Here is a 19,203-nt window from a genome sequence, read left to right as displayed (position 1 = left end):
CCGCCATTCCGGTACCGCCGGCCAGTTCCGGTGGATATGCCAGTCTCACATCGACACGGTCAACGCGGTGCGTACATGATGACGCCCACCCCGGCGAGGCAGACGGCCGCGCCGAGCACATCCCAGCGGTCGGGCCGGAAACCGTCGGCCACCATTGCCCATATCAGCGAGCCGCCGATGAACACGCCACCGTAGGCCGCCAGCACCCTGCCGAAATGGGGATCCGGCTGAAACGCGGCGACGAAACCGTAGGCGCCCAGGGCGATGATCCCGGAGCCGACCCAGAGCAGACCGCGGTGCTCGCGTACGCCCTGCCAGACCAGCCACGCCCCGCCGATCTCCAACAGCGCGGCCAGGGCGAACAACGTGATGGATTTGAGCAACACCATGGCGATCACCCTGCCGCGAACGTGCGCGTCATCGTGTCGGATCTCGGCGTGTCGGCCGCAGGCACGCACGCTCGCGGCAGCCCAGGCGCGGGGCAAGTGACTGAGCCGACTGTCAGGAGACGTCAGGAGCAGCGGCGCGTGCCCGCGGATGTCGATGTCGGCGGTGAGCCCTCCCGGTCTGTGGACGATCGTGGTGCTCATGGGTAAGCCGTTGTCGCCCATGGTTTCCCGGGCCGTCACCGCGTCGAGTTCGACAAGCTCGCCCGGCCGCTCTACGTAGCCGACGCCGATCGGCGGCGCGCCCGGGATTCGCAGGTCCACTCCGTGGGTGTGGGTGCCGTCGGCGGTAACGGTGCCCGCGACCGTGCACGGGATTTCGTATCGGGGTGTGACCGGTACTGGTAGGGCCTGCAGCTCGTGGTTCACACCAGGTCCATCGTCAACGCGACGGGTCTGCCGGACTCCCCCTCAGCGGGGCGGCCGGATCGTCGCAGCGAGACGCGGTACGTCCGCAGCGGTTCGGTGGCCGTGTGGGTGAGTTCGACCGTTTCGGTGCGCACCCGGCCGGGGTCGAAAGGCATGGGAGCCTCGAGATCCACCACCGCGGTGGTCGGAATATCCGGCCCACAGAGCAAGGCGGTGACCCACGCCGTACCCTCGTTGGGCATCAGGCCCAGCCGCACCCACCCGCCGACGCCTTGTCCGGGATCGGCGAAGTCCAGATACCAGCTTGCGCTCCACAGCGGCTCGCCGGTCGCCGGGTGGGCCCGTTCGGCCGCATCCCGTCGATGTTAGTGGCCGGCGGAATGTGCCTCGGTATGACACATGTCCGGCGGCGTGCCGACCACGTCCAGCGACGGGTTGCGGTCGAAGAATCCGAACGGCTTGAGCCAGAACGACACGATGTCGACCGGCATCACCGGCCAGTCCTCCGGCCGGGTGATGTGGTGAATGCCGAAGACGTACCACATCACCACGTCGGTGTTGTCGATGGAGCGGTTGGCCAGAGTCCACTTGGCCAGGCCGGTGTCTTTCGCCGACTGGTTGACGAATTCTCCTGCGGGCCAACGCTCGCCGGGATGATTCTGCGTCACCCACAGCGTGTGGCCGATCACGCTGGCGCGCTCGATCACCGGTGAGTCCGGATCGAACATGGGCGGAATCGCCCCACTGGGAACGAGCTTGTAGGACGGGTGGGTACCGAGACCGTTGACGACGTTGGTGTTGACGACTTTCCACGCGCGTTGGGTCGCGTAGTTGACGTCCTGTTTGCCCTGGCTTTCGGTGTGCAGCGGGTGGTTACGGGTCACCAGCGACAGTCCGAACGGATTGTCGGGCCCCATCGGCTCGGCGTGTGATTCGGTCATGAAGACGGTGTTGTCGGTGCCGTCGATGTCCATGTCGAGCCGTGCCACCAGGAAGTGCTGGTGATACGGGGCGTACGTACGGTCATCGACCAGGGTGCCGTTCGGGTGCGGTTGCCCGGGTGCCACCGGAGTGGTCACCATGATGCCGGTGGCGCGGATCTCGCACTCGATGTTGCCGTCCTGGTAGAGCCGCCAGTAGATGAGGTACTCGTAGTTGGCGACGGTCACATGCGAGGACACGGTGAGCCGCCGCATCCGCCGCACTTCGGCGCCGATGTCGTGGTCGACGTGTTTCCACAGCACCGCGTTGTCTTCCTCGTGGATGCAGACGGCATTGGTGATCGTGTACGGCTCACCCTTGCTGTTGTGCAGCACCGCGTCGAGATAACGGATCTCACCCAGACAGTCGCAGCCGAGTTCCAGCGACGTGGTCATGAAGCCGAGGCCCCATTCGCCGATGTCGAAGGCGGTGCGCCGGTAGTGGTCCTCGGACGAGTCACGGTACGGAACGATCATCTCGGCCAGCGATATCCGGTGCGCCACAGAGCGTTCACGGTCGCCGTCGCGGTACCGGATGGTGTGCAGCGTCATGCCTTCGCGATGGTTGAAGCCGATCCGCAACGACCAGTTCTGCCAACGCAGCAGGTTGCCGTCGAGGGTGAACGACGGACCTTCGGGCTGATCGACGTGAAGGGGTTTGAGCGGTTCGCGCCGCGATCCGGCGCGGATGCTCTCCGGAATGTGCTTGGGGACGTACTCCCCCATCACCGTGGGAGGCTCGACGCCAGCCCCGGAAAACGGGCCGCCGTCCTCGATCCGCAGCAGTTCCATCGAGTTCAGGTCGACGACGCAGTGCAGTCCGCTCACCGGGTGGGCATAGGGATTCGTACCAGCTCCGTCCTTGAGCCAGGTGTCCGACCAGCCGATCCGGCGGTCGCGGTACTCCGGCGGCGCGACCGCGTCGCCGTAGGTCCAGGTGTCCATGAACACCAGGTCCATATCGGTGATGCCGCGCTTGGCGAGTGTGGCAATGACATCAGGATGGTTCCTGAGGAGCTCATCGCATTCGAGGAACTCGTCGACCGTGAAGTTGGCCTGCACGCCCGGGATGTGCTCGAACGATTCCACCCGGTCGTCGGTCAGGGACACCACGCTCTTGTAGGTGGCGTTGCTCGCGCGGTGCAGGCAGTTCACTTCCGCGCGCCGCGGCGGCCGCGGTCCCCCGTCGTCGAAACCCCGCAGTTCGGCCTTGGTCGGTTCGATCAGTTCGATGGACGCAAACCGCCAGCCCTCTCCAACCTGGTGCTCGCGGTGCAGGATCGATGCCACCGCTGTGAACTCGTCGCCGCTGAGCGGGTCCAGTGGGTACGCCACCAGGTCACGCAATCACATCCGTCGACGCTGCGCAGCGATTTCCGCCCACGGCACGGATTCAGCGGCCGGCCAGTGAGAATCCCTCCCACGCCTGCCTGCGGTCGGCGTGCGGGTCGTACTCGAGGCGGGCACGGCGGTCGAACACCATGACCGCGCGTTCTGGACTGGTGTAGACCGGCCAGCCATCGCCTGGCACCCCGGTTCGGCTGAAAGCGCGCCACCGCCTCTGCATGTCGTTGCTGACCCGTAACGCGGAACGCCGATCTGCGGCGGCGGTCAACAGCCGGCCGAACTTGGTGCGGTAGACGTCGAAAACCGCCAGCAGTTCTGTTGCGTGAGTCGCGCCCAGGCCCGACCACCGCAGCGTGCGCGGCGAGTAGTCGTAGCGGTACAGATACGTCGGGGCGTGTCGGCTGTGCGCCTCGGCAATCTGCCAGGCGGCCGACCCGAAGGCGAAGTCACCACCGAAAGTGATGCATGCCGCTCGGTCCGGATAGCCCGGGTATGCGGCCGTGATACGTTCGCGCTCAGCCGGTTCCGCTACCGCCAGCACGCGCTCGATCATCGGTTCGGTCATCGGCAACAGTTTGAGGAATCGGCCGAAAAGCCGGGCCTCCTCGGCGTTGGTGCCGACGATGAGAGGGATCCGGTGCGCCTTGCCGGTGCGCATCGCCTCGACCGGGTCCAGCGGCAGATACTCCGTGCCGCTGGTCGGGCCCGCAGCGAATGCGCCGAGCATCGCGCGTTGACCATGGGTCACCAGCCGGTCGAACGCGTTCACCAGATCGGCGGGACGGGCAGCCATCACGGTGGACGCGCCGTCCTCCGGGCGGGCGCCGAGCAGCGCGGCGAACTCGGTGGCGTACTGGGTCGCCACCCCGGGGGTACGCACCATTCCGGCGGCGGGGCTCTCGGAGATGGCCTGGGCGAACAAGCTTTTGGCCGCCGGCACGGCCAGCAGCGTGGCGACGGCGTGTGCGCCCGCACTCTCGCCGAAGATCGTCACGTTGCCCGGGTCGCCGCCGAACGTCGCGATGTTGTCGCGTACCCAGCTCAGTGCCATCACCAGGTCGCGCAGGTAGAGGTTGTCGTCGAAGGCGATGTCCTTCGTCGACAATGCCGTCAGGTCGAGGCAGCCCAGTGCCCCGAGCCGGTAGTTGACCGAGACGTACACGCAGCCGCGGCGCGCGAGGGCGGCGCCGTCGTAGATCGGCGTCGCCGAACTGCCCATGAAATAACCGCCGCCGTGGATGAAGAACATGACAGGAAGCGGTGCATCGGCCGGTGACTCGGGGGCGACGACGTTGAGTGTCAGGCAGTCCTCACCCATCGGCTGGTACTTGCCCGGGGCGAGGATGGTGTACATGCGCTGCTGTGGCGCACAGTTGCCGAATCCGTGGCAGTACCTCACTCCCCGCCACGGCTGCACCGGTTGCGGAGCCCGCAGGCGCAGCGGCCCGACCGGCGGACGGGCGTACGGAATCGAGCGCCAGCGGTTAACTCCGTCGCGGGTGAAACCTTCGACGGTGCCCGAGGCGGTGGTTGCGCGGACAGTGTGTTCGTGCATCATCCGAAGGTAGCGTGGAACACTCGCCGCCGCGCCTGGCAGGCGATCGGGTGTCGGCCCGCTAGCCTTGCCGATATGCGGAGAGCTGTGCTGATCGCGGCGTCTGTGCTGGTGGCGGGGTGCTCCAGTTCGGTGGGCGGCGATGCGGAAAAGTCGTCGCCCTCCCCGGCCGCGCCGCCGAGCACGTCACGCACCACCCCGCCACCGACCTCCACAGTTCCGGCCAAGCCGCCGGTTCAGGGGGCCCCGATCGGCGAAGTCGTCAAGTGGATCGAGGCGGGCTCCCCTGCCGACCCCGGCACGTTTCATGTCGCGACTCGCGACGGCGCCACCACCGATCTCGGCGACGACGTCGCGTTCGTCACCCCGTCCGGCAAGACCAACTGTCTCACCGATGCGCAGTACAACGGCGGTGCGCTGACGTGTCTGGTGGAGCTGGCCGATCCACCCCCGAGGCCGGCCGACGCCGAGGGCGAATGGAAAGGCGGGTGGATCGACTACGACGGCACCACTGTTCAGATCGGCTCACTGCACGGGGACCCCGGCCCCTTCGTCAAGGGCGACGGCGCCCAGCTGCCGTATGGGCAGGCGTTGGCCTTCGGTGACTTCCGCTGCCGCAGCGACCAGGCCGGGCTGTTCTGCGTGAACTACGCCCATCAGTCCGCTGCCAGGTTCAGCGATGCGGGCGTGGAACCGTTCGGCTGTCTGCAACCGGCGACAGCTCCGCCGCAGATCGGCAAGATGTTCAGCTGTTGACCGCCGCCTCGTGGGCCGGATAGGCATGCACGATGACGGAACCGAGTTTCGGAATGGCGTGCGCCAGCTCGTGTTCTGCGCCGTGCGCCAGGCTGTGCGCCTCGGCCAGGCTCAGTGACGGATCGACGTCGAGCTCGGCGTCTGCCTCCAGTTGATGGCCGATCCAGCGCATCCTCACCCGCCTCACCCGGCGGACCTGCGGACGGGCCCCCAACACCGCATGCGCGGTGTCCACGAGCTCGGGATCCACCCGGTCCAGCAGCCTGCCGAAGACGTCGCGGGCCGCCACCACCAGCACCGCGCCGATGGCGCAGGCGATGAGCAGGCCGATGATCGGGTCGGCCGCGGGAAAGCCCAGCGCGGCTCCGATCGCACCCGCCACAACGGCCAATGACGTCAAACCGTCTGCGCGCGCGTGCATTCCGTCGGCACGCAGGGCCGCAGACCCGATCCGCCTCCCGACTCGGATCCGGTACAGGGCGACCAGTTCGTTGCCGACGAAGCCTACGACTCCGGCCGCGGCGACCCAACTCAGGTGCGTGAGCGGAGTCGGCTCGATCAGCCGGTGGACGGCTTCGACCGCGGCGACCACAGCCGAGATCGCGATCATCGCGACGACAAACAGGCCGGCCAGGTCCTCTACGCGTCCGAAGCCGTAGGTGTACCGACGCGTCGCGGCCCGTCGGCTCACCGAGAAGGCGATCCACAACGGCACGGCGGTCAGGGCATCGGAGAAGTTGTGCACCGTATCGGCGAAGAGCGCCACCGACCCGGACACGACGACGATCGCCGCCTGCGCAGCCGCGGTGATGCCGAGGACGAGCAGGCTGATCTTGACGGCGCGGATGCCGGCAGCACTGTCCCGGAGCGCACCGTCGACCCGGTCGGCATGGTCGTGGCTGTGGCCGACGCCCATCAGCTCGGCCCCTCGTTGACCACGCGCAGTTCGCGATCGGCGAGGTGGTGAGCGGGCACCCCGCCGGCCGCGTGCTCCGCGTTGTACACGGCGTCGGTGACCAGCTGCCGCACGTGGTCGTTCTCGAGGCGATAGAACATCTGGGTGCCGTCGCGGCGCGTTCGCACCAGCCGCGCCATGCGCAGCTTCGCCAGGTGCTGAGACACCGACGGTGCGGGCTTGTCGACCAGGTTCGCCAGGTCGTTGACCGACATCTCGTGGTCGGCGAGCGCCCACAGCAGCTGCACGCGGGTGTGGTCGGCCAGCATCCGGAACACCTCGACGACCAGGGCGGCCTGTTCGACGGCGAGCCGCCGGGCACGCACCTGCTTATCTGCATTCATACGCAGATAGTAGCGCAGTGGGTCAGGCGGCGCCCTGCGGTCGGGCGTTTGCCCGGGCCTTCTCCGGATAGATCTGGGTCATCCCGACCGCGCCGACGATCACGACGAGCGGTATCACGGCCTTGGTCCAGTTGACGGTGGACGGCGAGTTCACGGCGACGAACCCGAGGACCGCGATGAGCGCCAACACCAGGGCCCACATCAGCGTCAGCACCAGGTTGGTGCGCCGGAACGCCGCCTCTTCCCACTCCTCGCGTCGGGCCGGATCGGGAGCGTACTGCGCGGTGAACGGGACGAACGCCAGCGAGATCAGCGACATTGCCGCCAGCACGCCGCTGGAAAGCGTTGTCGCATAAGCATCCATCCAATCGCGGTCCTCGGCGCCGACGACCATTCCGACGATGGTCACCGCGATGAAAAACACGATCGTGACCACCTCGAGCAGTCGCGGGCCGCCCCGGCCCACCGACACGCCGAGGATCAACGCCGAGAGCACCGCACAGATGGCACCGAACATCCACGTGCTGGGGCCGTCGGCGACGACCCAGTAGATGATCCACGGCGCGAACCCGACGAACGGGCTGCGTTCGAACCATTCGTCCACACCTCAGCTTGACGGCTGCGCTGCGCAAGGGCCAACGACACGCCGCAACCGCGGATCAGGCGACGCCCTTTTGCTTGAGCAGCGGCAGCACCCCCTCCCCGAACCAGTACGCCTCCTCCAGGTGTGGGTAGCCGGAGAGGATGAACTCGTCGAAGCCCAGCGAGTGGTACTCATAGATCAGGTTCGCCACTTCCTGGTGGCTGCCCACCAGCGCGGTCCCCGCGCCGCCGCGGACCAACCCCACCCCGGCCCACAGGTTCGGGTAGATCTCGAGCCGGTCGACTCGGCCGCCGTGCAGCGCCGTCATCCGCCGCTGACCTTCTGACTCCGATTTAGCGTGCAGCTCAGTGGCTTTGGCGATCTGGTCGGGAGACAGCTCGGCCAGCAGCTCGTCGGCGACCGCCCACGCCGCCGCTGAGGTGTCGCGGCTGATGGTGTGCAACCGGATCCCGAAGCGCAGGTTTCGCCCACGCTCGGCGGCCAGTGCGCGCACCCTGTCGATCTTGGCGGCCGCGGCCTGCGGTGGCTCACCCCAGGTCAGGTAGACGTCGACGTATTCGGCCGCGATGGGCAGCGCGGCGGGTGACGATCCGCCGAAGTAGATCTGCGGCAACGGATCCGGCGGCGCGGAAACCCTCGCATCCTTGACGGTGTAGTGCTTTCCCTCGAAGTCCAGCGAGTCCTGGCGCCACACCGAGTTGACGATGTGCAGGAATTCGCCTGTCCTGGCGTAGCGCTCGTCATGGCCGAGCCAGTCGCCGAACCGCCGCTGCTCAAGATCGTCGCCTCCGCTGACGATGTTGAGCAGCACGCGACCCTCCGAAAAACGCTGCAGAGTGGCGGTCTGCTGTGCCGCCAGCGTGGGCGGCACCAGACCAGGCCGGAACGCGACGAGGAACTTCAGTCGTTCGGTTTCGGCCAGCAGCGCCGAGGCTGTCAGCCAGGCGTCCTCACACCATGTGCCGGTGGGCGTGAGCACTCCTTCGTAGCCCAGCCGGTCGGCGGCCCGCGCCACCTCGGCGAGATAGCGACGGCTCGGTGGCCGGTAGTTGGCGGGCACCGTGTGATGCGACGAGGCGTGCGAGGCCCCCACGATGGAGCGGCTGTCGCCGTTGGTGGGCAGGAACCAGAAGAATTTCGCGGGCATTGAGCTCCTCGTCAACGATTGATCAGTAAGGGATTGAGCACATCGTCGTAGCGATGATCGACCCAGTTCGTGAATTGCGGTGCGGCGGCGATCTGCCCGGACTTCGCGAACAGATCGGCGAGGTCCTGTTCGGAAGCCACCAGTTCATCCGACAGCGCTGTCGGCAACCGCAAACTGCGAGCCTGGGATGCGGCGGCCACCTTCGGATCCAAACCAACTGCGGCAGCGTAACTCTGCGCCCACTTGTCGGGATTGTCCTTCGCCCAGCGCACCGCTTTCGCATAGCGAACCAGTAGGTCGCTCAGCGCCGTGCTCCGTTTCGGATCGGCCAGCGCCTCATTCGAAGCGACGCCGAAACCTGCGCCATTGGTGACGTCGGTGGCCTCGGCGATGCTGCGCACCGGGATATCGGCCTCCGCCGAGGCGGTGTACGGGTCCCAGGTGGCCCACGCGTCGACCTGCCGCTGCTTGAATGCGCCGAGTGCGTCGGCCGGTTGCAGGAAGATCAGCGTCACATCGGACGGCGAAAGGCCGGCGCGGTCGAGCTGGGCCAGCACATTGCCGTGTGCAGAGCTGCCCTTGCCCAGCGCGATCTTCTTGCCGCGCAGATCGATGATCCCGTGCACCGGCGAATCGGCGGGCACCAGAATTCTGTCGCCGCGGCCACTGCCATCGTAGGCGGACACCACTTTCACCTTCGCGTTCGCCGCGGCACCGAAGATCGGTGGTGTGTTTCCGGTGATCGCGAAGTCGATCTTGCCCGCCGTCGCGGCCTCGATCTGGGGCGGCCCGGATGTGAAGGTGGAGAACGCGACCTGGTACGGCAGGTTGTCCAGGGCTCCGGCGGCGCGCAGCAGCGACTCGGTGCCGCCCTTCTGATCGCCCACCTGCAGCGTCAGTCCGGTCAGCTCGGACAGCGGCACCGCCGGCGGCGCCGCCTGGGCACCCTGGCTGTCCGGCCGCGAGACGCAGCCCGCGAGCAGCCCGACCAGAGCGGACAGAACAACAAGGCGCAGCACGAACGGCCGCTGTGACGCGGGCATGTGGATCCCTTCCTCGATCGACTCGTCAGATCCGCACGCCGAGCTGGTCGAGCAGCTCGGCACGGTAGTGCTCGGTCTCGGGGCGGGCTTCGCCGGGCGGCACGCGCGGCTCGCCGATCGTGAGTGCGTGCGTCACGCGTCCGTCGTCGAGTACGAGTACGCGGTCGGCCAGCGCGACGGCCTCGTCGACGTCGTGGGTCACCAGCAGCACACCGAATCCGTGTTCGCGCCACAGCTCGAGCAGCAAGCCGCGCATGGTCAACCGGGTCAGCGCGTCGAGTGCCCCGAACGGCTCGTCGAGCAGTAGCAGTTCGGGTTCGGCGACCAGCGCCCGGGCCAACGAAACCCGTTGAGCCTGCCCACCGGACAGCGTCGACGGCCACACACCGGCGCGGTCGGCCAGTCCGACATCGGCCAGCGCCCGGTCGGCCCGCGCGACGACCTCGTCGCGCCGCAGTTTGCTCCTGTTCAATCCATAGGTGACGTTGGTGCGTACGTCGCGCCACGGGAACAGGCGCGGCTCCTGGAACGCCAGCGCGGGTGCTCCCGTCACCGTGCGGCTGCCGGTGTGGTCGGGCGACAGCCCGGCCAGCACCCGCAGCACCGTCGACTTGCCCGATCCGCTGCGGCCGATGAGCGCGACGATCTCGCCCCGGTCGATCCGCAGGGAGACGTTGGTGAGCACGTGGTGTTCGCCGTACCACTTGTTGACGTCGCGCAGTTCACCGGCGACCTCGGTTCGGCGTTGGACGGTAGCGGTCATGCGCGGTACCTCAATGCTCGTCGTTCCAGTGCGCGGACGACGGCGTCGGTGCCGATGCCGAGCAGTGCGTACACGATCAATCCGAAGATGATGATGTCGATGCGCAGGAAGTCCCGCGCATTGTTGATGAGGAATCCGATTCCTTTGTCCGCGTTGATCTGCTCGGCGACGATCAACGTCAACCAGGCGATCGCGAGCGACTGCCGGAGCCCGACCAGGATTTGCGGCGCCGCGCTGGGCACGATGATGGTGCGGAACCGCTGCCAGAACGAAAAGCCGAGCACCTGCGCCGTTTCGAACAGCTTCGGGTCGACCTGGCGGATCGCGGAGAAGGTGTTGAGGTAGAGCGGGAAACTCACCCCGAGTGCCACCAGCAGCACCTTGGGGAGTTCGCCGATACCGAACCAGAGGATGAACAGCGGGATCAGCCCGAGGTGCGGAAGCGCGCGGACCATCTGCATCGGCGGGTCGACGGTGGCCTCGAACCAGCGGGACAGGCCCACCGCGGTTCCCAATGCGACGCCGAGCACTCCGCCGAGCACCAGACCCTCGAGCACCCTGACGCCGGAGACCCGCAGCGCATCGGCCAACTGACCGTTCTCGATCAGCGCGACACCGGCCTGCATGATCAATGACGGGGCGGGCAGCACGTCGTCCGGAATGAGCCCGATCGCGCTGCCGAGCTGCCATAACAGGAGCAGCACCACCGGCGATGCCAGCCGGACGATCACCCACTTGCGCTGACCCCACCTGCTGGTGGGGGTCCGAGTTGATGTCATCGGCAGAGTCAACTCGACGGGACTGGTCACGGTGAGACGATGTTAGCGGCCGCCGTCGGGGGCTTGAAGGGTTTCATTCTTCATGATGCAAAGATGAACGGCCCCGCCGAAGTGAGCGTTGAATCGCGCACTCCGGCAAGGCCGTTGGTCGTCAGTTGATCAAAGGCGGAAGGTGCCGTTGACGAGAGTCGGTGTCACCTCATTGCCGTTGATGCTCGAGCGTGCCGACTTGTTGGCCAGCAGCGTGATCTGCTGGGCCTGCTGTAGCTGCCGCTTGTTCCGAACGCCGTTGCGGAACTGCTGCTCGTTGAGTTGCTGGAGTTCGGCCTGCTCGAAGTCGCGCCCGCTGACGCCGCCGTTGAATTGGACGCCGATCGCGCTGCCGTCCTCACGAACCACCCACGATGCGCGGACACCTTCGACGGCGGCGGTGTACATGCCCGCCACACCGCTCACGGGAGCCGCGTTGAATTTGTAGGGAGTGCCGTTCATGATCAGATCGCCGTCGACGTTGGTGCCGTCGAACGACGCCGTGAGGGTGTCCTTGAACCGGGACGTGATGTCGATCTTCCCGTCCGCCTGGTTGCCGAAGAACCAGGCCTCGTCGTCGGTGCCGTTGCAGGCATAGGCCGCGATGTCGGCGCCGTCGACGGAGATGCCGATGGTCATCGTCTTGCCGTCGGCGGCTTTCATGTCGGCGATGTATCTGGCCGACTGCGGAAACGCGGTGGGGGTGGGCGCCTCAATGGTGGCCGGCGCCGGCGCCGGGGTGGACTTCGCTTCGGTGGAGGTGCCACCGGAGCATGCGGAGAGGGTGCCCAGGGCGAGGAGCGCGCTGACACCCACGATCAGGGTGCGTAGGTGATTTTTCATGTGACCAGCATGGATGGATCAAAGCCGCACTACATGAAGAATGTGTGGAGATTGCCTGGAGAACTCAACCGAGATGAAGCGAACTCGAGCGAGATCACGCGAGGAACACGGTGATCTCCTGGCGAAACACCTGCCATGCCGGTTCGGTCGCGGTCAACAGGTGGTTGTTGCTGGAAAGCGCCACCAGCCGCGATTCGGGGATCAGGGAGGCGAGTTCCTCGCCGAACCGCATCGGCACGCGGTGATCGTCGCTGGAGTGCATGATCAGCGTCGGGCACGCGACCCGCTGCGCTTCGTCGCGCACGTCGATGCGCCCGAACTCCTGGAGGAACCGCACCGCATTCTCCGGCGAGGTGGTGCGCCGCTGCAGTTGATCGAACGCCGCCCAGTCGGCTCGGGTGCCGTCGGGCAGGAACTGCGCGGCGAACACCTGCCGAAACGCCGGGTCGTCGCGACCCCAGCCCACCCGGGCCAGATCGAGATCCAGGGCCGCGGCGCGCTTCTCCTCCTCGCCGACGGCCCGCACCGCGCGCCCCCGGCCGTAGGCGCCGCACAGCACCAGCTTGCTGACCCGCTCCGGGTGGCGCGCGGCATAGGCAACCGCGACCGCGCCGCCCTGTGACACGCCCAGCAACGGAAATCGCTCCAGATTCAGTGCCTCCACCACCGATTCGAGGTCGGCCACCCAGTCGTTGAAGCAGAAATCGCTTGCCTCCCAATCGGATAGGCCGCAACCGCGCTCGTCATACCGGATGAAGGTGTGCTGCGACGACAGATCGCGAACCCAGTGTTTCCAGACCGGGCTCTCGATGTCATATCCGAGGTGGGTCATCCAGTTGGCGGCCCGCACCAGCGGCGGGCCTTCCCCCGCAACCGCATACGCCAACCGCACACCGTCGGCCGCCCGGCAGAACGCGATGTGCTGACGGGGGGGCGCCGGTTCCGCGGGGGGCGGCTCGACGGGCACCGCGACAGGAACATCGCGCGGCTCCACGGCTTGCACGGTTCCGACGAACTGGTAGCCCCGCCCGCGGACAGTCCTGATGTAGCACTGAGCCTCGCCGTCATCGCCGAGCGCGCGGCGGGCCGCCTTGATGCGGCTGGTCAGTGCCGCCTCACCGACGAAACGACCACCCCACACCGAATCGAAGAGTTCCTCCTTGGACACGAATCGCTGGTGGTTTCTGATCAGCTGGGTCAGCACGTCGAACACCTGTGGTTCGACGCGGATCACCCGATCGCCGCAGCGCAGTTCGTAGCGCTGGGTGTCGAGGACGAAATCGTCGAACCGCCACACTCCCTTGGCGCGCGACTCCGTCGTGGGGGGCGTCGACTCGGGTGTGGACAAAGGCACAGCGGTCCGATCTCGGGTTTCTGTCGATGGTCATCGTATGACGGTTGACCGCCCGGCGATGTTCAGCGCGCAAACCCGTGACGACTACCGCCAGCCGTCGGCCGCCTTTGCTGCCTGCATCAGGGCATCGCAAAGTTCCCGCAGCTCGGCGCCGGCGGCGCCTTCCTCGACCGCCGTCGCGACGTCCTCGGCGGCGCATCTGACCTGGTAGACGCGGTCGGACAGCTCCAACGCCTCGTCGGCGCTGAGCACCACGGAGTCCGGCGCCAGCGACGTGCCTTTGACCGTCGCGCGCTGCTCGTAGGCGCGCTGGCGGCACGACTGCCTGCAGTATTGTCTGCGCCGGCCCATCCCCGCGTCGGCGACCTCGCGGCCGCACCACCGGCAGGGTTGGGGACGAAGACGACGAGCCACGGGCCGACTGTAAACCGAAGCCCCTCCAGATCCCGGTATCATCAACGGTCGAGTCGGGAACTGCGCACCGCGTTGCTGCGTTGTTAATCCGGACCATTTGCGTATTGAGGAGTGATGACGATGGCAGATCGTGTTTTGAGAGGCAGTCGCCTCGGAGCCGTGAGCTACGAGACCGACCGCAACCACGACCTGGCGCCGCGTCAGGTCGCCCGGTACCGCACCGACAACGGCGAAGAGTTCGACGTCCCGTTCGCCGACGACGCCGAGATCCCCGGCACCTGGCTATGCCGCAACGGCATGGAGGGCACCCTGGTCGAGGGTGACGTTCCGGAGCCGAAGAAAGTCAAGCCGCCGCGCACCCACTGGGACATGCTGCTGGAGCGCCGCTCGGTCGAGGAGCTCGACGAGCTGCTCAAGGAGCGCCTGGACATCATCAAGGCCCGCCGCCGCGGCAACTAGCGGGTGACGCCGACTCCGCGGGCCCGGTCCAGGCGTCCGCGGATACCCCATTCCCCCACCTTGAACAGGGCCTCGCGAATGTTCGACCCGCTCATCTTGGACTGGCCGAACTCGCGTTCGGTGAACGTGATGGGGACCTCGACGACGACGAACCCGTTGTTGAGCGTGCGCCAGGTCAGGTCGATCTGGAAGCAGTAGCCTTTCGAGTCCACGGCGGACAGGTCGATCTTCTCCAGTACTTCGCGCCGGTAGGCGCGATAACCGGCGGTGATGTCGTGCACGTCGACCCCGAGCAGGATGCGCGAGTAACCGTTGGCGGTGCGGGACAACACCATCCGCCGGCGCGGCCAGTTGCGCACCTCGCCGCCGGGAATGTAGCGCGAACCGATCACCAGGTCCGCCCCGCCGTCGACGGCGTCCAGCAGCCGATAGAGCTGCTCGGGCGGATGGCTGCTGTCGGCGTCCATCTCCACCAGGACCGAGTACTCGCGGCCCAACCCCCAGGCAAAACCGGCCAGGTACGCCGCGCCGAGACCGCCCTTGGCCGTCCGGTGCATGACATGAACCCGGTCGGGATCGGCCATGGCGAGTTCGTCGGCCAGCTCACCGGTGCCGTCGGGGCTGCCGTCGTCGACGATCAGCACGTGGACGTCGGGACGAGCCTTGTGCACCCGCGCGGCGATCAGCGGGAGGTTCTCGCGCTCGTTGAAGGTGGGAATGATGACCAGAGTGCGCTCACTCGGGCGCTGATCGGTGGTCATGTGACTCCTTTGTCGTCGGCACCCTCCTGGGGCCGCCTGTGTTTGCCGCCATCGTCGGGCGGAGACGCTTCGCGCGGATGCGCGGTGGGGTTCGTCGTCGTTTGCCGACGACGCACGAACCTCCCATTGTGCAGTATCGCGACGAGCGCAGCGCCGACTCCGAGTGCGACCAACAGGCCCTGGAGCACCGGCTCCCACCGCGTCGCGGGCGTGAGCTGCGTCTTCAGCCGTATCGACATGTCGAGGTAGGCCGGTTCGAACCAATCGGTGCGAGCCAACTCACGGCCATCGGGGGCGATCACCGCGCTGATCCCGGTAGTGCCCGCGACCACGACGTATCGGTCGTGCTCGACCGCGCGCAGCCTGCCGAACGCGAGTTGCTGCTCGCTCATCGCTTCATCGAAGGTGGCGTTGTTGGAGGGCACGGTCAGCAGTTGGGCGCCGTTGAGAACCGCTTCACGGGCGGCGCGATCGAAGATCACCTCCCAGCACGTGGTGATGCCGATCGGCACGCCGGCGGCGTGCACCACACCATTGCCCGTGCCGGGCACGAAATAGCCCGCCCGGTCGGCGTACTGCGACAGATGCTTGAAGAAGCTGCGCCACGGCAGGTACTCGCCGAACGGCTGCACGATCTTCTTGTCGTGCCGGTCTGCGGGGCCCGTCTCCGGGTTCCACACGATCATCGTGTTCGTCGCCACCGGGTTGTCGCGGGAGTATCCGGGGGCGGCGACGACACCGCCGACGAGGATCGGCGCCTTGATGACCGTGGCCGCCGACGAAATCTCCGCAGAGGCGTCCGGATTGGCCAGCGGGTCGATGTCGGATGAGTTCTCCGGCCAGATGACGACTGTCGGCTGCGGCGCTCGCCCCGCATGCACGTCGTCGGCCAGGGCAAGGGTCTCCTTCACGTGGTTGTCGAGCACGGCGCGGCGCTGCGCATTGAACTCCAGACCAAGCCGCGGCACGTTGCCCTGGACCGCGGCGACCGTGATCGTCTGCTCATCGCCGGCGCCCACCCCCGAGTGCCGCACATGCGGCCACACCAGGGCAGTGGTCAACAGGACGGCGCTGATGCACACCCCGGGCAGCAGAACGGCGGGCGGCGCCGCGGTGTGGGTGTCCTCGCCGTGATGCCATAACTGCACGACCTCGAGGACGAGGGCGGCCACGCTGAATCCGATCAGCACCACCGCGAATGACACCAGCGGCGCCCCGCCGATCTGCGCCAGCGGTAGCAGCGGGCCGGTGGTCTGGCTGAAACCAACAGCACCCCAAGGGAATCCACCGAACGGGATGGTCGATTTGAGCCACTCCTGCAGTGCCCACACCCCGGCGAACCAGAGCGGCCACCCGGGCAGGCGCCGGACGACGACGGCGAGCAGACCGAACAATCCCGGAAGCAGTGCCTCCATGATGGCCAGGACGATCCACGGGATGGGCCCGACCAGTCCGCTGATCCATGGCAGCAACGGCAGGTAGAAGGCCAGCCCGAACAGAAATCCATACCCGAACCCGCCTGCGCGTGTTGTCGTGTCGCGGGACAACACCCACGCCAGCAAGGCGAATGCCACGATCGCGGCGTACCACCAGCCCAATGGCGGGAAACTCACGCACAACGCCAGGCCGGCCACGATTGTGACACCGAGTTGGGCCAGCCGGTCGACGACTGCCTCACCGAACCGATTCGCCAATCGCGTGGTCCGGGACGGTGGCTCCGGCTCGGTCTGGACGTCCTCGACCTCGTCGTCAGTCTCGGCCCCGTCGTCCTCGTCGTCGTCGTCCTCGACAGCCGCAAAGGTGTCGGTCTTGTCGGTGGAGCGGGACCACTCGCGCCTGCGCCTTGAGTCAGCCATGGATGACGGCACCTCGATGGACCGTCTGTCGGCACCAGGGCAACCAGTCATCCAGACGCGGAAGGGCCGGAACCCTCGACCGCCGATCGGTCGACCAGCGTTGCACGGCATCGGAAGGCGCACTCACCTCGAGGTCGTCGGCGTCCCAGATCGCATAGGTAGCAGGCGCACCCGGGACCAGGGTTCCGGTGATGCCGTCACGCACACCACCGGCCCGCCATGCGCCGCGGGTGGCCGCCGTGAACGCCGCGCGCGCCGACACCGCGCTGCCCGGAGTCCGGTGGTGGGTCGCCGAGCGCACCGTGACCCAGGGGTTCATCCCGGTGACGGGGCTGTCAGAGCCGAAGGCGAGGGGCACGCCTTGGGATGCTAACAGCGCCAGCCGGTTCAGCCCGCCGGCGCGGACGGGGCCGAGACGCTGGGCATACATCCCGTCGCCGCCGCCCCAAAGCGCGTCGAAGTTGGGTTGCATGCTGGCGAACACCCCCCACGACCCGAGCAGGGCGGCCTGCTCCTCGGTGACCATCTCCACGTGCTCGAGGCGGTGGCCGCAGCGGGCCACCGCAGTCCGGCCGAACTCGGTCACGATCCGCTGCAGCGCCTCGACGACGGCCGCGACGGCGGCGTCGCCGATGACGTGGAAACCGGCAGTGATCCCGGCCTCGGTGCAGGCGCGCAGATGGGTGGCGATCGCGTCGGTGTCGAGATAGCTGTTGCCGATCACGGCTGGTGAGCGGTCCGGCGCATCGGCGTAGGGCTCATGCAGCCACGCGGTGCGAGATCCCAGCGCCCCGTCCACGAACAGGTCGCCGGCCAGCCCGCGGGCGCCGGTGCCGTCGATCAGCCGTCGCGCCTGTTCGGCGCTGCTCACCTGTTCTCCCCAATAGCCGACGATCTCGACGCCGTGGTCTAGGTTTCGCAACTCGTGCCAGTCGTCGAGACCACCGATCTGCGGGCCCGCACACTCGTGCACGGCCGCGATGCCGAACGCGGCCGCGCTGTCCAGCGCGGCATGCTGGGCCCGCCGTCGCTGCCGCGGCGTCAACCGGTCGCGCGCGACCGTCCGCACCAGGTGGTGCGCATCGCCGATCAGCGGACGCTGGTCGGCGAATCCCGCGGCGCCGGGAAGGTCGGGTGCGAGCCGGCGCAGCGCGGTCGAGGCTGCCGCGGAGTGGACGTCGATCCGCGAAAGGTAGGCCGGCCGGTCACCGACCACCGCATCCAGCTCGTCGGTGCTCGGCGCGACCGGGTCGGGCCAGCCGGACTCATCCCAGCCGTGTCCCCAGATCGGGCCGTCGAGATGGGCGTGCGCGTACTCGCCGATCAGTGACAGGCAGTGCCGCCTAGACGTCGCCTGCCGCAGGTCCAGGCCGGCCAACGTCAGGCCGGTCGAGGTGAGATGGACGTGGCTGTCGACGAACGCGGGGGCGACGAAGCCGCCGTCGAGGTCGACGACTTCGGCGTCGGGAAACTGAGCGCGGCCGACGTCGTCGCGGCCGAGCCAGGCGACCACGCCCTCGCGCACTGCCATGGCGGTCGCATCGGGCATCGCGGGGCTGTACACGCGCCCGTTGACGAGAAGGGTCGTCACGTACCGGGGTTCTTGTGCCCCTCGGGTCCGCGGGGCTCGCGCTCCACAGCCGGCGGCTTCACATCCACCACGTCGACGACCTCACCGTCGATGTAGTCACCCTGCCCTGCGGCGGTGTATCCCCAGCCTGTCGCGGCACCTGCGCCCGCAGCGGCCACCAGCGGAACCCGGCGGACCGCCATGGCGGTGATCACCGGACGGGCCGCGGCGCGCGTCGGCGGCAGCAGAAGCAGCGCGCCGAGGACGGAACTGGCCAGACCCGGGATGACCACCAGAACTGCGCCAAGGGCGACCAGCACGCTGTCGGTCACCGCGCCTTGCGCGGTGCGGGCGGTCAGCCCGGATTGCAGCCGGGCGATGTGGCGCTTGACCTGGGAGCCCGCCAGCGCGATCCCCACGACGAACGTCGCAAGCAGCGCAAGAACAGTCCAGCCGAAGCCGATCGTCGAGACCAGCGCCACGACGACGGCCAGCTCGACGACCGTGTAGATCAAGAACAGCCGCATCGCCATGTCCTGTTCAACGCGTAAGGGTCGCGCGCGGTTCCTCACCCTACGCGGGAGCGGTGACCTCGATCGCTGCGTGCACCTTGCCGATCCCGCCGCGGAAGAATCGTCACCCGCGGGGTGTTGCGGATCCGCTTGACCTTCCACGACTTCTCCTGGGTGATCACCACCAGGGCGTTCCCTGCCGGCGCCGCCCATATCGCGGTCGGCTTCGGACGGCCGTCCTTGGTGAACGTGGTCAGCAGGATGTATTCGCTCTTCGCGACGTCGGCAAAGGTGGCAGGCACGTAGCCAACATATC

The 19,203-nt window shown here is 67.6% G+C and carries 18 protein-coding genes and 3 pseudogenes; 2 read left to right on the top strand and 19 right to left on the bottom strand.

All coding sequences use genetic code 11. The features are described from left to right. Window positions 1-59: 59 nt before the first annotated feature. From ACVWWN_RS21350 to ACVWWN_RS21330, 5 genes and pseudogenes are all read right to left on the bottom strand, one after another. A complete protein-coding gene (locus ACVWWN_RS21350) occupies window positions 60-389 on the bottom strand; it encodes a YnfA family protein (RefSeq protein ID WP_457149217.1) in 330 nt (109 codons plus the stop codon). A gap of 132 nt (window positions 390-521) precedes the next feature. After that, window positions 522-710 (bottom strand): annotated as a pseudogene (locus ACVWWN_RS21345) (DUF7064 domain-containing protein); the annotation flags it as partial. 101 nt (window positions 711-811) lie between these two features. Next, a complete protein-coding gene (locus tag ACVWWN_RS21340; protein ID WP_457145627.1) occupies window positions 812-1,072 on the bottom strand; it encodes a hypothetical protein in 261 nt (86 codons plus the stop codon). Window positions 1,073-1,180: 108 nt separating this feature from the next. Further along, entirely contained in the window at window positions 1,181-3,130 is a 1,950-nt protein-coding gene (locus ACVWWN_RS21335) for a primary-amine oxidase (protein ID WP_457145626.1), read from the bottom strand. Between the two features lie 58 nt (window positions 3,131-3,188). Further along, window positions 3,189-4,697 carry a carboxylesterase/lipase family protein gene (locus tag ACVWWN_RS21330; RefSeq protein WP_457145625.1) on the bottom strand — a complete coding sequence of 503 codons (1,509 nt, stop codon included), beginning with the start codon at window positions 4,695-4,697 and terminating at the stop codon, window positions 3,189-3,191. A 75-nt stretch (window positions 4,698-4,772) separates the two neighbouring features. Here ACVWWN_RS21330 and ACVWWN_RS21325 point away from each other — a divergent pair, with 75 nt between their 5' ends. Continuing rightward, on the top strand, window positions 4,773-5,453 hold the full coding sequence (locus tag ACVWWN_RS21325; protein WP_457145624.1) for a hypothetical protein: 681 nt from the start codon (window positions 4,773-4,775) through the stop codon (window positions 5,451-5,453). On the opposite strand, the gene ACVWWN_RS21320 is transcribed toward ACVWWN_RS21325, so the two are convergent. The 10 genes from ACVWWN_RS21320 to ACVWWN_RS21275 all read right to left on the bottom strand — a co-directional run bounded on the left by ACVWWN_RS21320 (window position 5,443) and on the right by ACVWWN_RS21275 (window position 13,729). Continuing rightward, the gene (locus ACVWWN_RS21320) at window positions 5,443-6,369 is read right to left on the bottom strand and encodes a cation diffusion facilitator family transporter (RefSeq protein ID WP_457145623.1); all 927 of its coding nucleotides are present in this window, start codon (window positions 6,367-6,369) and stop codon (window positions 5,443-5,445) included. The genes ACVWWN_RS21325 and ACVWWN_RS21320 overlap by 11 nt on opposite strands. After that, on the bottom strand, window positions 6,369-6,752 hold the full coding sequence (locus ACVWWN_RS21315; RefSeq protein ID WP_457145622.1) for an ArsR/SmtB family transcription factor: 384 nt from the start codon (window positions 6,750-6,752) through the stop codon (window positions 6,369-6,371). The genes ACVWWN_RS21320 and ACVWWN_RS21315 overlap by 1 nt, the downstream gene beginning before the upstream one ends. Before the next feature lie 22 nt (window positions 6,753-6,774). Beyond that, window positions 6,775-7,356, bottom strand: a complete 582-nt coding sequence (locus ACVWWN_RS21310; RefSeq protein WP_457145621.1) for a hypothetical protein — start codon at window positions 7,354-7,356, stop codon at window positions 6,775-6,777. A 55-nt stretch (window positions 7,357-7,411) separates the two neighbouring features. Further along, window positions 7,412-8,503, bottom strand: coding sequence for an LLM class flavin-dependent oxidoreductase (locus ACVWWN_RS21305; protein WP_457145620.1), 1,092 nt, complete (start codon window positions 8,501-8,503; stop codon window positions 7,412-7,414). Between the two features lie 11 nt (window positions 8,504-8,514). Then, on the bottom strand, window positions 8,515-9,546 hold the full coding sequence (locus ACVWWN_RS21300) for an ABC transporter substrate-binding protein (protein ID WP_457145619.1): 1,032 nt from the start codon (window positions 9,544-9,546) through the stop codon (window positions 8,515-8,517). Window positions 9,547-9,571: 25 nt separating this feature from the next. After that, window positions 9,572-10,309: an ABC transporter ATP-binding protein gene (locus ACVWWN_RS21295; protein ID WP_457145618.1), complete on the bottom strand. Its 738-nt coding sequence runs from the start codon at window positions 10,307-10,309 to the stop codon at window positions 9,572-9,574. Further along, entirely contained in the window at window positions 10,306-11,088 is a 783-nt protein-coding gene (locus ACVWWN_RS21290; protein WP_457149216.1) for an ABC transporter permease, read from the bottom strand. Before ACVWWN_RS21290 ends, ACVWWN_RS21295 begins: the two co-directional genes overlap by 4 nt. A gap of 159 nt (window positions 11,089-11,247) precedes the next feature. Continuing rightward, window positions 11,248-11,961: a hypothetical protein gene (locus tag ACVWWN_RS21285; protein WP_457145617.1), complete on the bottom strand. Its 714-nt coding sequence runs from the start codon at window positions 11,959-11,961 to the stop codon at window positions 11,248-11,250. A 94-nt stretch (window positions 11,962-12,055) separates the two neighbouring features. Next, a complete protein-coding gene (locus tag ACVWWN_RS21280) occupies window positions 12,056-13,315 on the bottom strand; it encodes an alpha/beta fold hydrolase (protein ID WP_457145616.1) in 1,260 nt (419 codons plus the stop codon). A gap of 84 nt (window positions 13,316-13,399) precedes the next feature. Further along, window positions 13,400-13,729, bottom strand: coding sequence for a hypothetical protein (locus ACVWWN_RS21275; RefSeq protein WP_457145615.1), 330 nt, complete (start codon window positions 13,727-13,729; stop codon window positions 13,400-13,402). A 120-nt stretch (window positions 13,730-13,849) separates the two neighbouring features. On the opposite strand from ACVWWN_RS21275, the gene rbpA reads away from it, so the two are divergent. Further along, window positions 13,850-14,188, top strand: a complete 339-nt coding sequence (rbpA, locus tag ACVWWN_RS21270) for an RNA polymerase-binding protein RbpA (RefSeq protein ID WP_457145614.1) — start codon at window positions 13,850-13,852, stop codon at window positions 14,186-14,188. A gap of 20 nt (window positions 14,189-14,208) precedes the next feature. Here the strand turns inward: rbpA and lnt are convergent. The 4 genes and pseudogenes from lnt to ACVWWN_RS21250 form a co-directional block, all read right to left on the bottom strand. Further along, window positions 14,209-16,643: pseudogene (gene lnt / locus ACVWWN_RS21265) on the bottom strand (apolipoprotein N-acyltransferase); the annotation flags it as partial. 154 nt (window positions 16,644-16,797) lie between these two features. After that, entirely contained in the window at window positions 16,798-18,396 is a 1,599-nt protein-coding gene (locus ACVWWN_RS21260) for an amidohydrolase (protein WP_457145613.1), read from the bottom strand. Beyond that, a complete protein-coding gene (locus ACVWWN_RS21255) occupies window positions 18,393-18,908 on the bottom strand; it encodes an FxsA family protein (protein ID WP_457145612.1) in 516 nt (171 codons plus the stop codon). The genes ACVWWN_RS21260 and ACVWWN_RS21255 overlap by 4 nt, the downstream gene beginning before the upstream one ends. A gap of 98 nt (window positions 18,909-19,006) precedes the next feature. Beyond that, window positions 19,007-19,189 (bottom strand): annotated as a pseudogene (locus ACVWWN_RS21250) (PPOX class F420-dependent oxidoreductase); the annotation flags it as partial. Between the last annotated feature and the right edge of the window lie 14 nt (window positions 19,190-19,203).

The sequence above is a fragment of the Mycobacterium sp. URHB0021 genome, assembly GCF_054057895.1.
The sequence above is the reverse complement of the archived record's forward strand: the minus strand, read 5'-3'. Positions and strand labels throughout refer to the sequence as shown.

What these genes read in the sequence shown, in the direction of transcription:
- ACVWWN_RS21315 (WP_457145622.1), bottom strand. Translation starts at nt 6,752, where the DNA reads ATGAATGCAGATAAGCAGGTGCGTGCCCGGCGGCTCGCCGTCGAACAG.
- ACVWWN_RS21325 (WP_457145624.1), top strand. Translation starts at nt 4,773, where the DNA reads ATGCGGAGAGCTGTGCTGATCGCGGCGTCTGTGCTGGTGGCGGGGTGC.
- rbpA (WP_457145614.1), top strand. Translation starts at nt 13,850, where the DNA reads ATGGCAGATCGTGTTTTGAGAGGCAGTCGCCTCGGAGCCGTGAGCTAC.
- ACVWWN_RS21330 (WP_457145625.1), bottom strand. Translation starts at nt 4,697, where the DNA reads ATGCACGAACACACTGTCCGCGCAACCACCGCCTCGGGCACCGTCGAA.
- ACVWWN_RS21255 (WP_457145612.1), bottom strand. Translation starts at nt 18,908, where the DNA reads ATGGCGATGCGGCTGTTCTTGATCTACACGGTCGTCGAGCTGGCCGTC.
- ACVWWN_RS21285 (WP_457145617.1), bottom strand. Translation starts at nt 11,961, where the DNA reads ATGAAAAATCACCTACGCACCCTGATCGTGGGTGTCAGCGCGCTCCTC.
- ACVWWN_RS21305 (WP_457145620.1), bottom strand. Translation starts at nt 8,503, where the DNA reads ATGCCCGCGAAATTCTTCTGGTTCCTGCCCACCAACGGCGACAGCCGC.
- ACVWWN_RS21300 (WP_457145619.1), bottom strand. Translation starts at nt 9,546, where the DNA reads ATGCCCGCGTCACAGCGGCCGTTCGTGCTGCGCCTTGTTGTTCTGTCC.
- ACVWWN_RS21350 (WP_457149217.1), bottom strand. Translation starts at nt 389, where the DNA reads ATGGTGTTGCTCAAATCCATCACGTTGTTCGCCCTGGCCGCGCTGTTG.
- ACVWWN_RS21320 (WP_457145623.1), bottom strand. Translation starts at nt 6,369, where the DNA reads ATGGGCGTCGGCCACAGCCACGACCATGCCGACCGGGTCGACGGTGCG.
- ACVWWN_RS21295 (WP_457145618.1), bottom strand. Translation starts at nt 10,309, where the DNA reads ATGACCGCTACCGTCCAACGCCGAACCGAGGTCGCCGGTGAACTGCGC.
- ACVWWN_RS21290 (WP_457149216.1), bottom strand. Translation starts at nt 11,088, where the DNA reads ATGACATCAACTCGGACCCCCACCAGCAGGTGGGGTCAGCGCAAGTGG.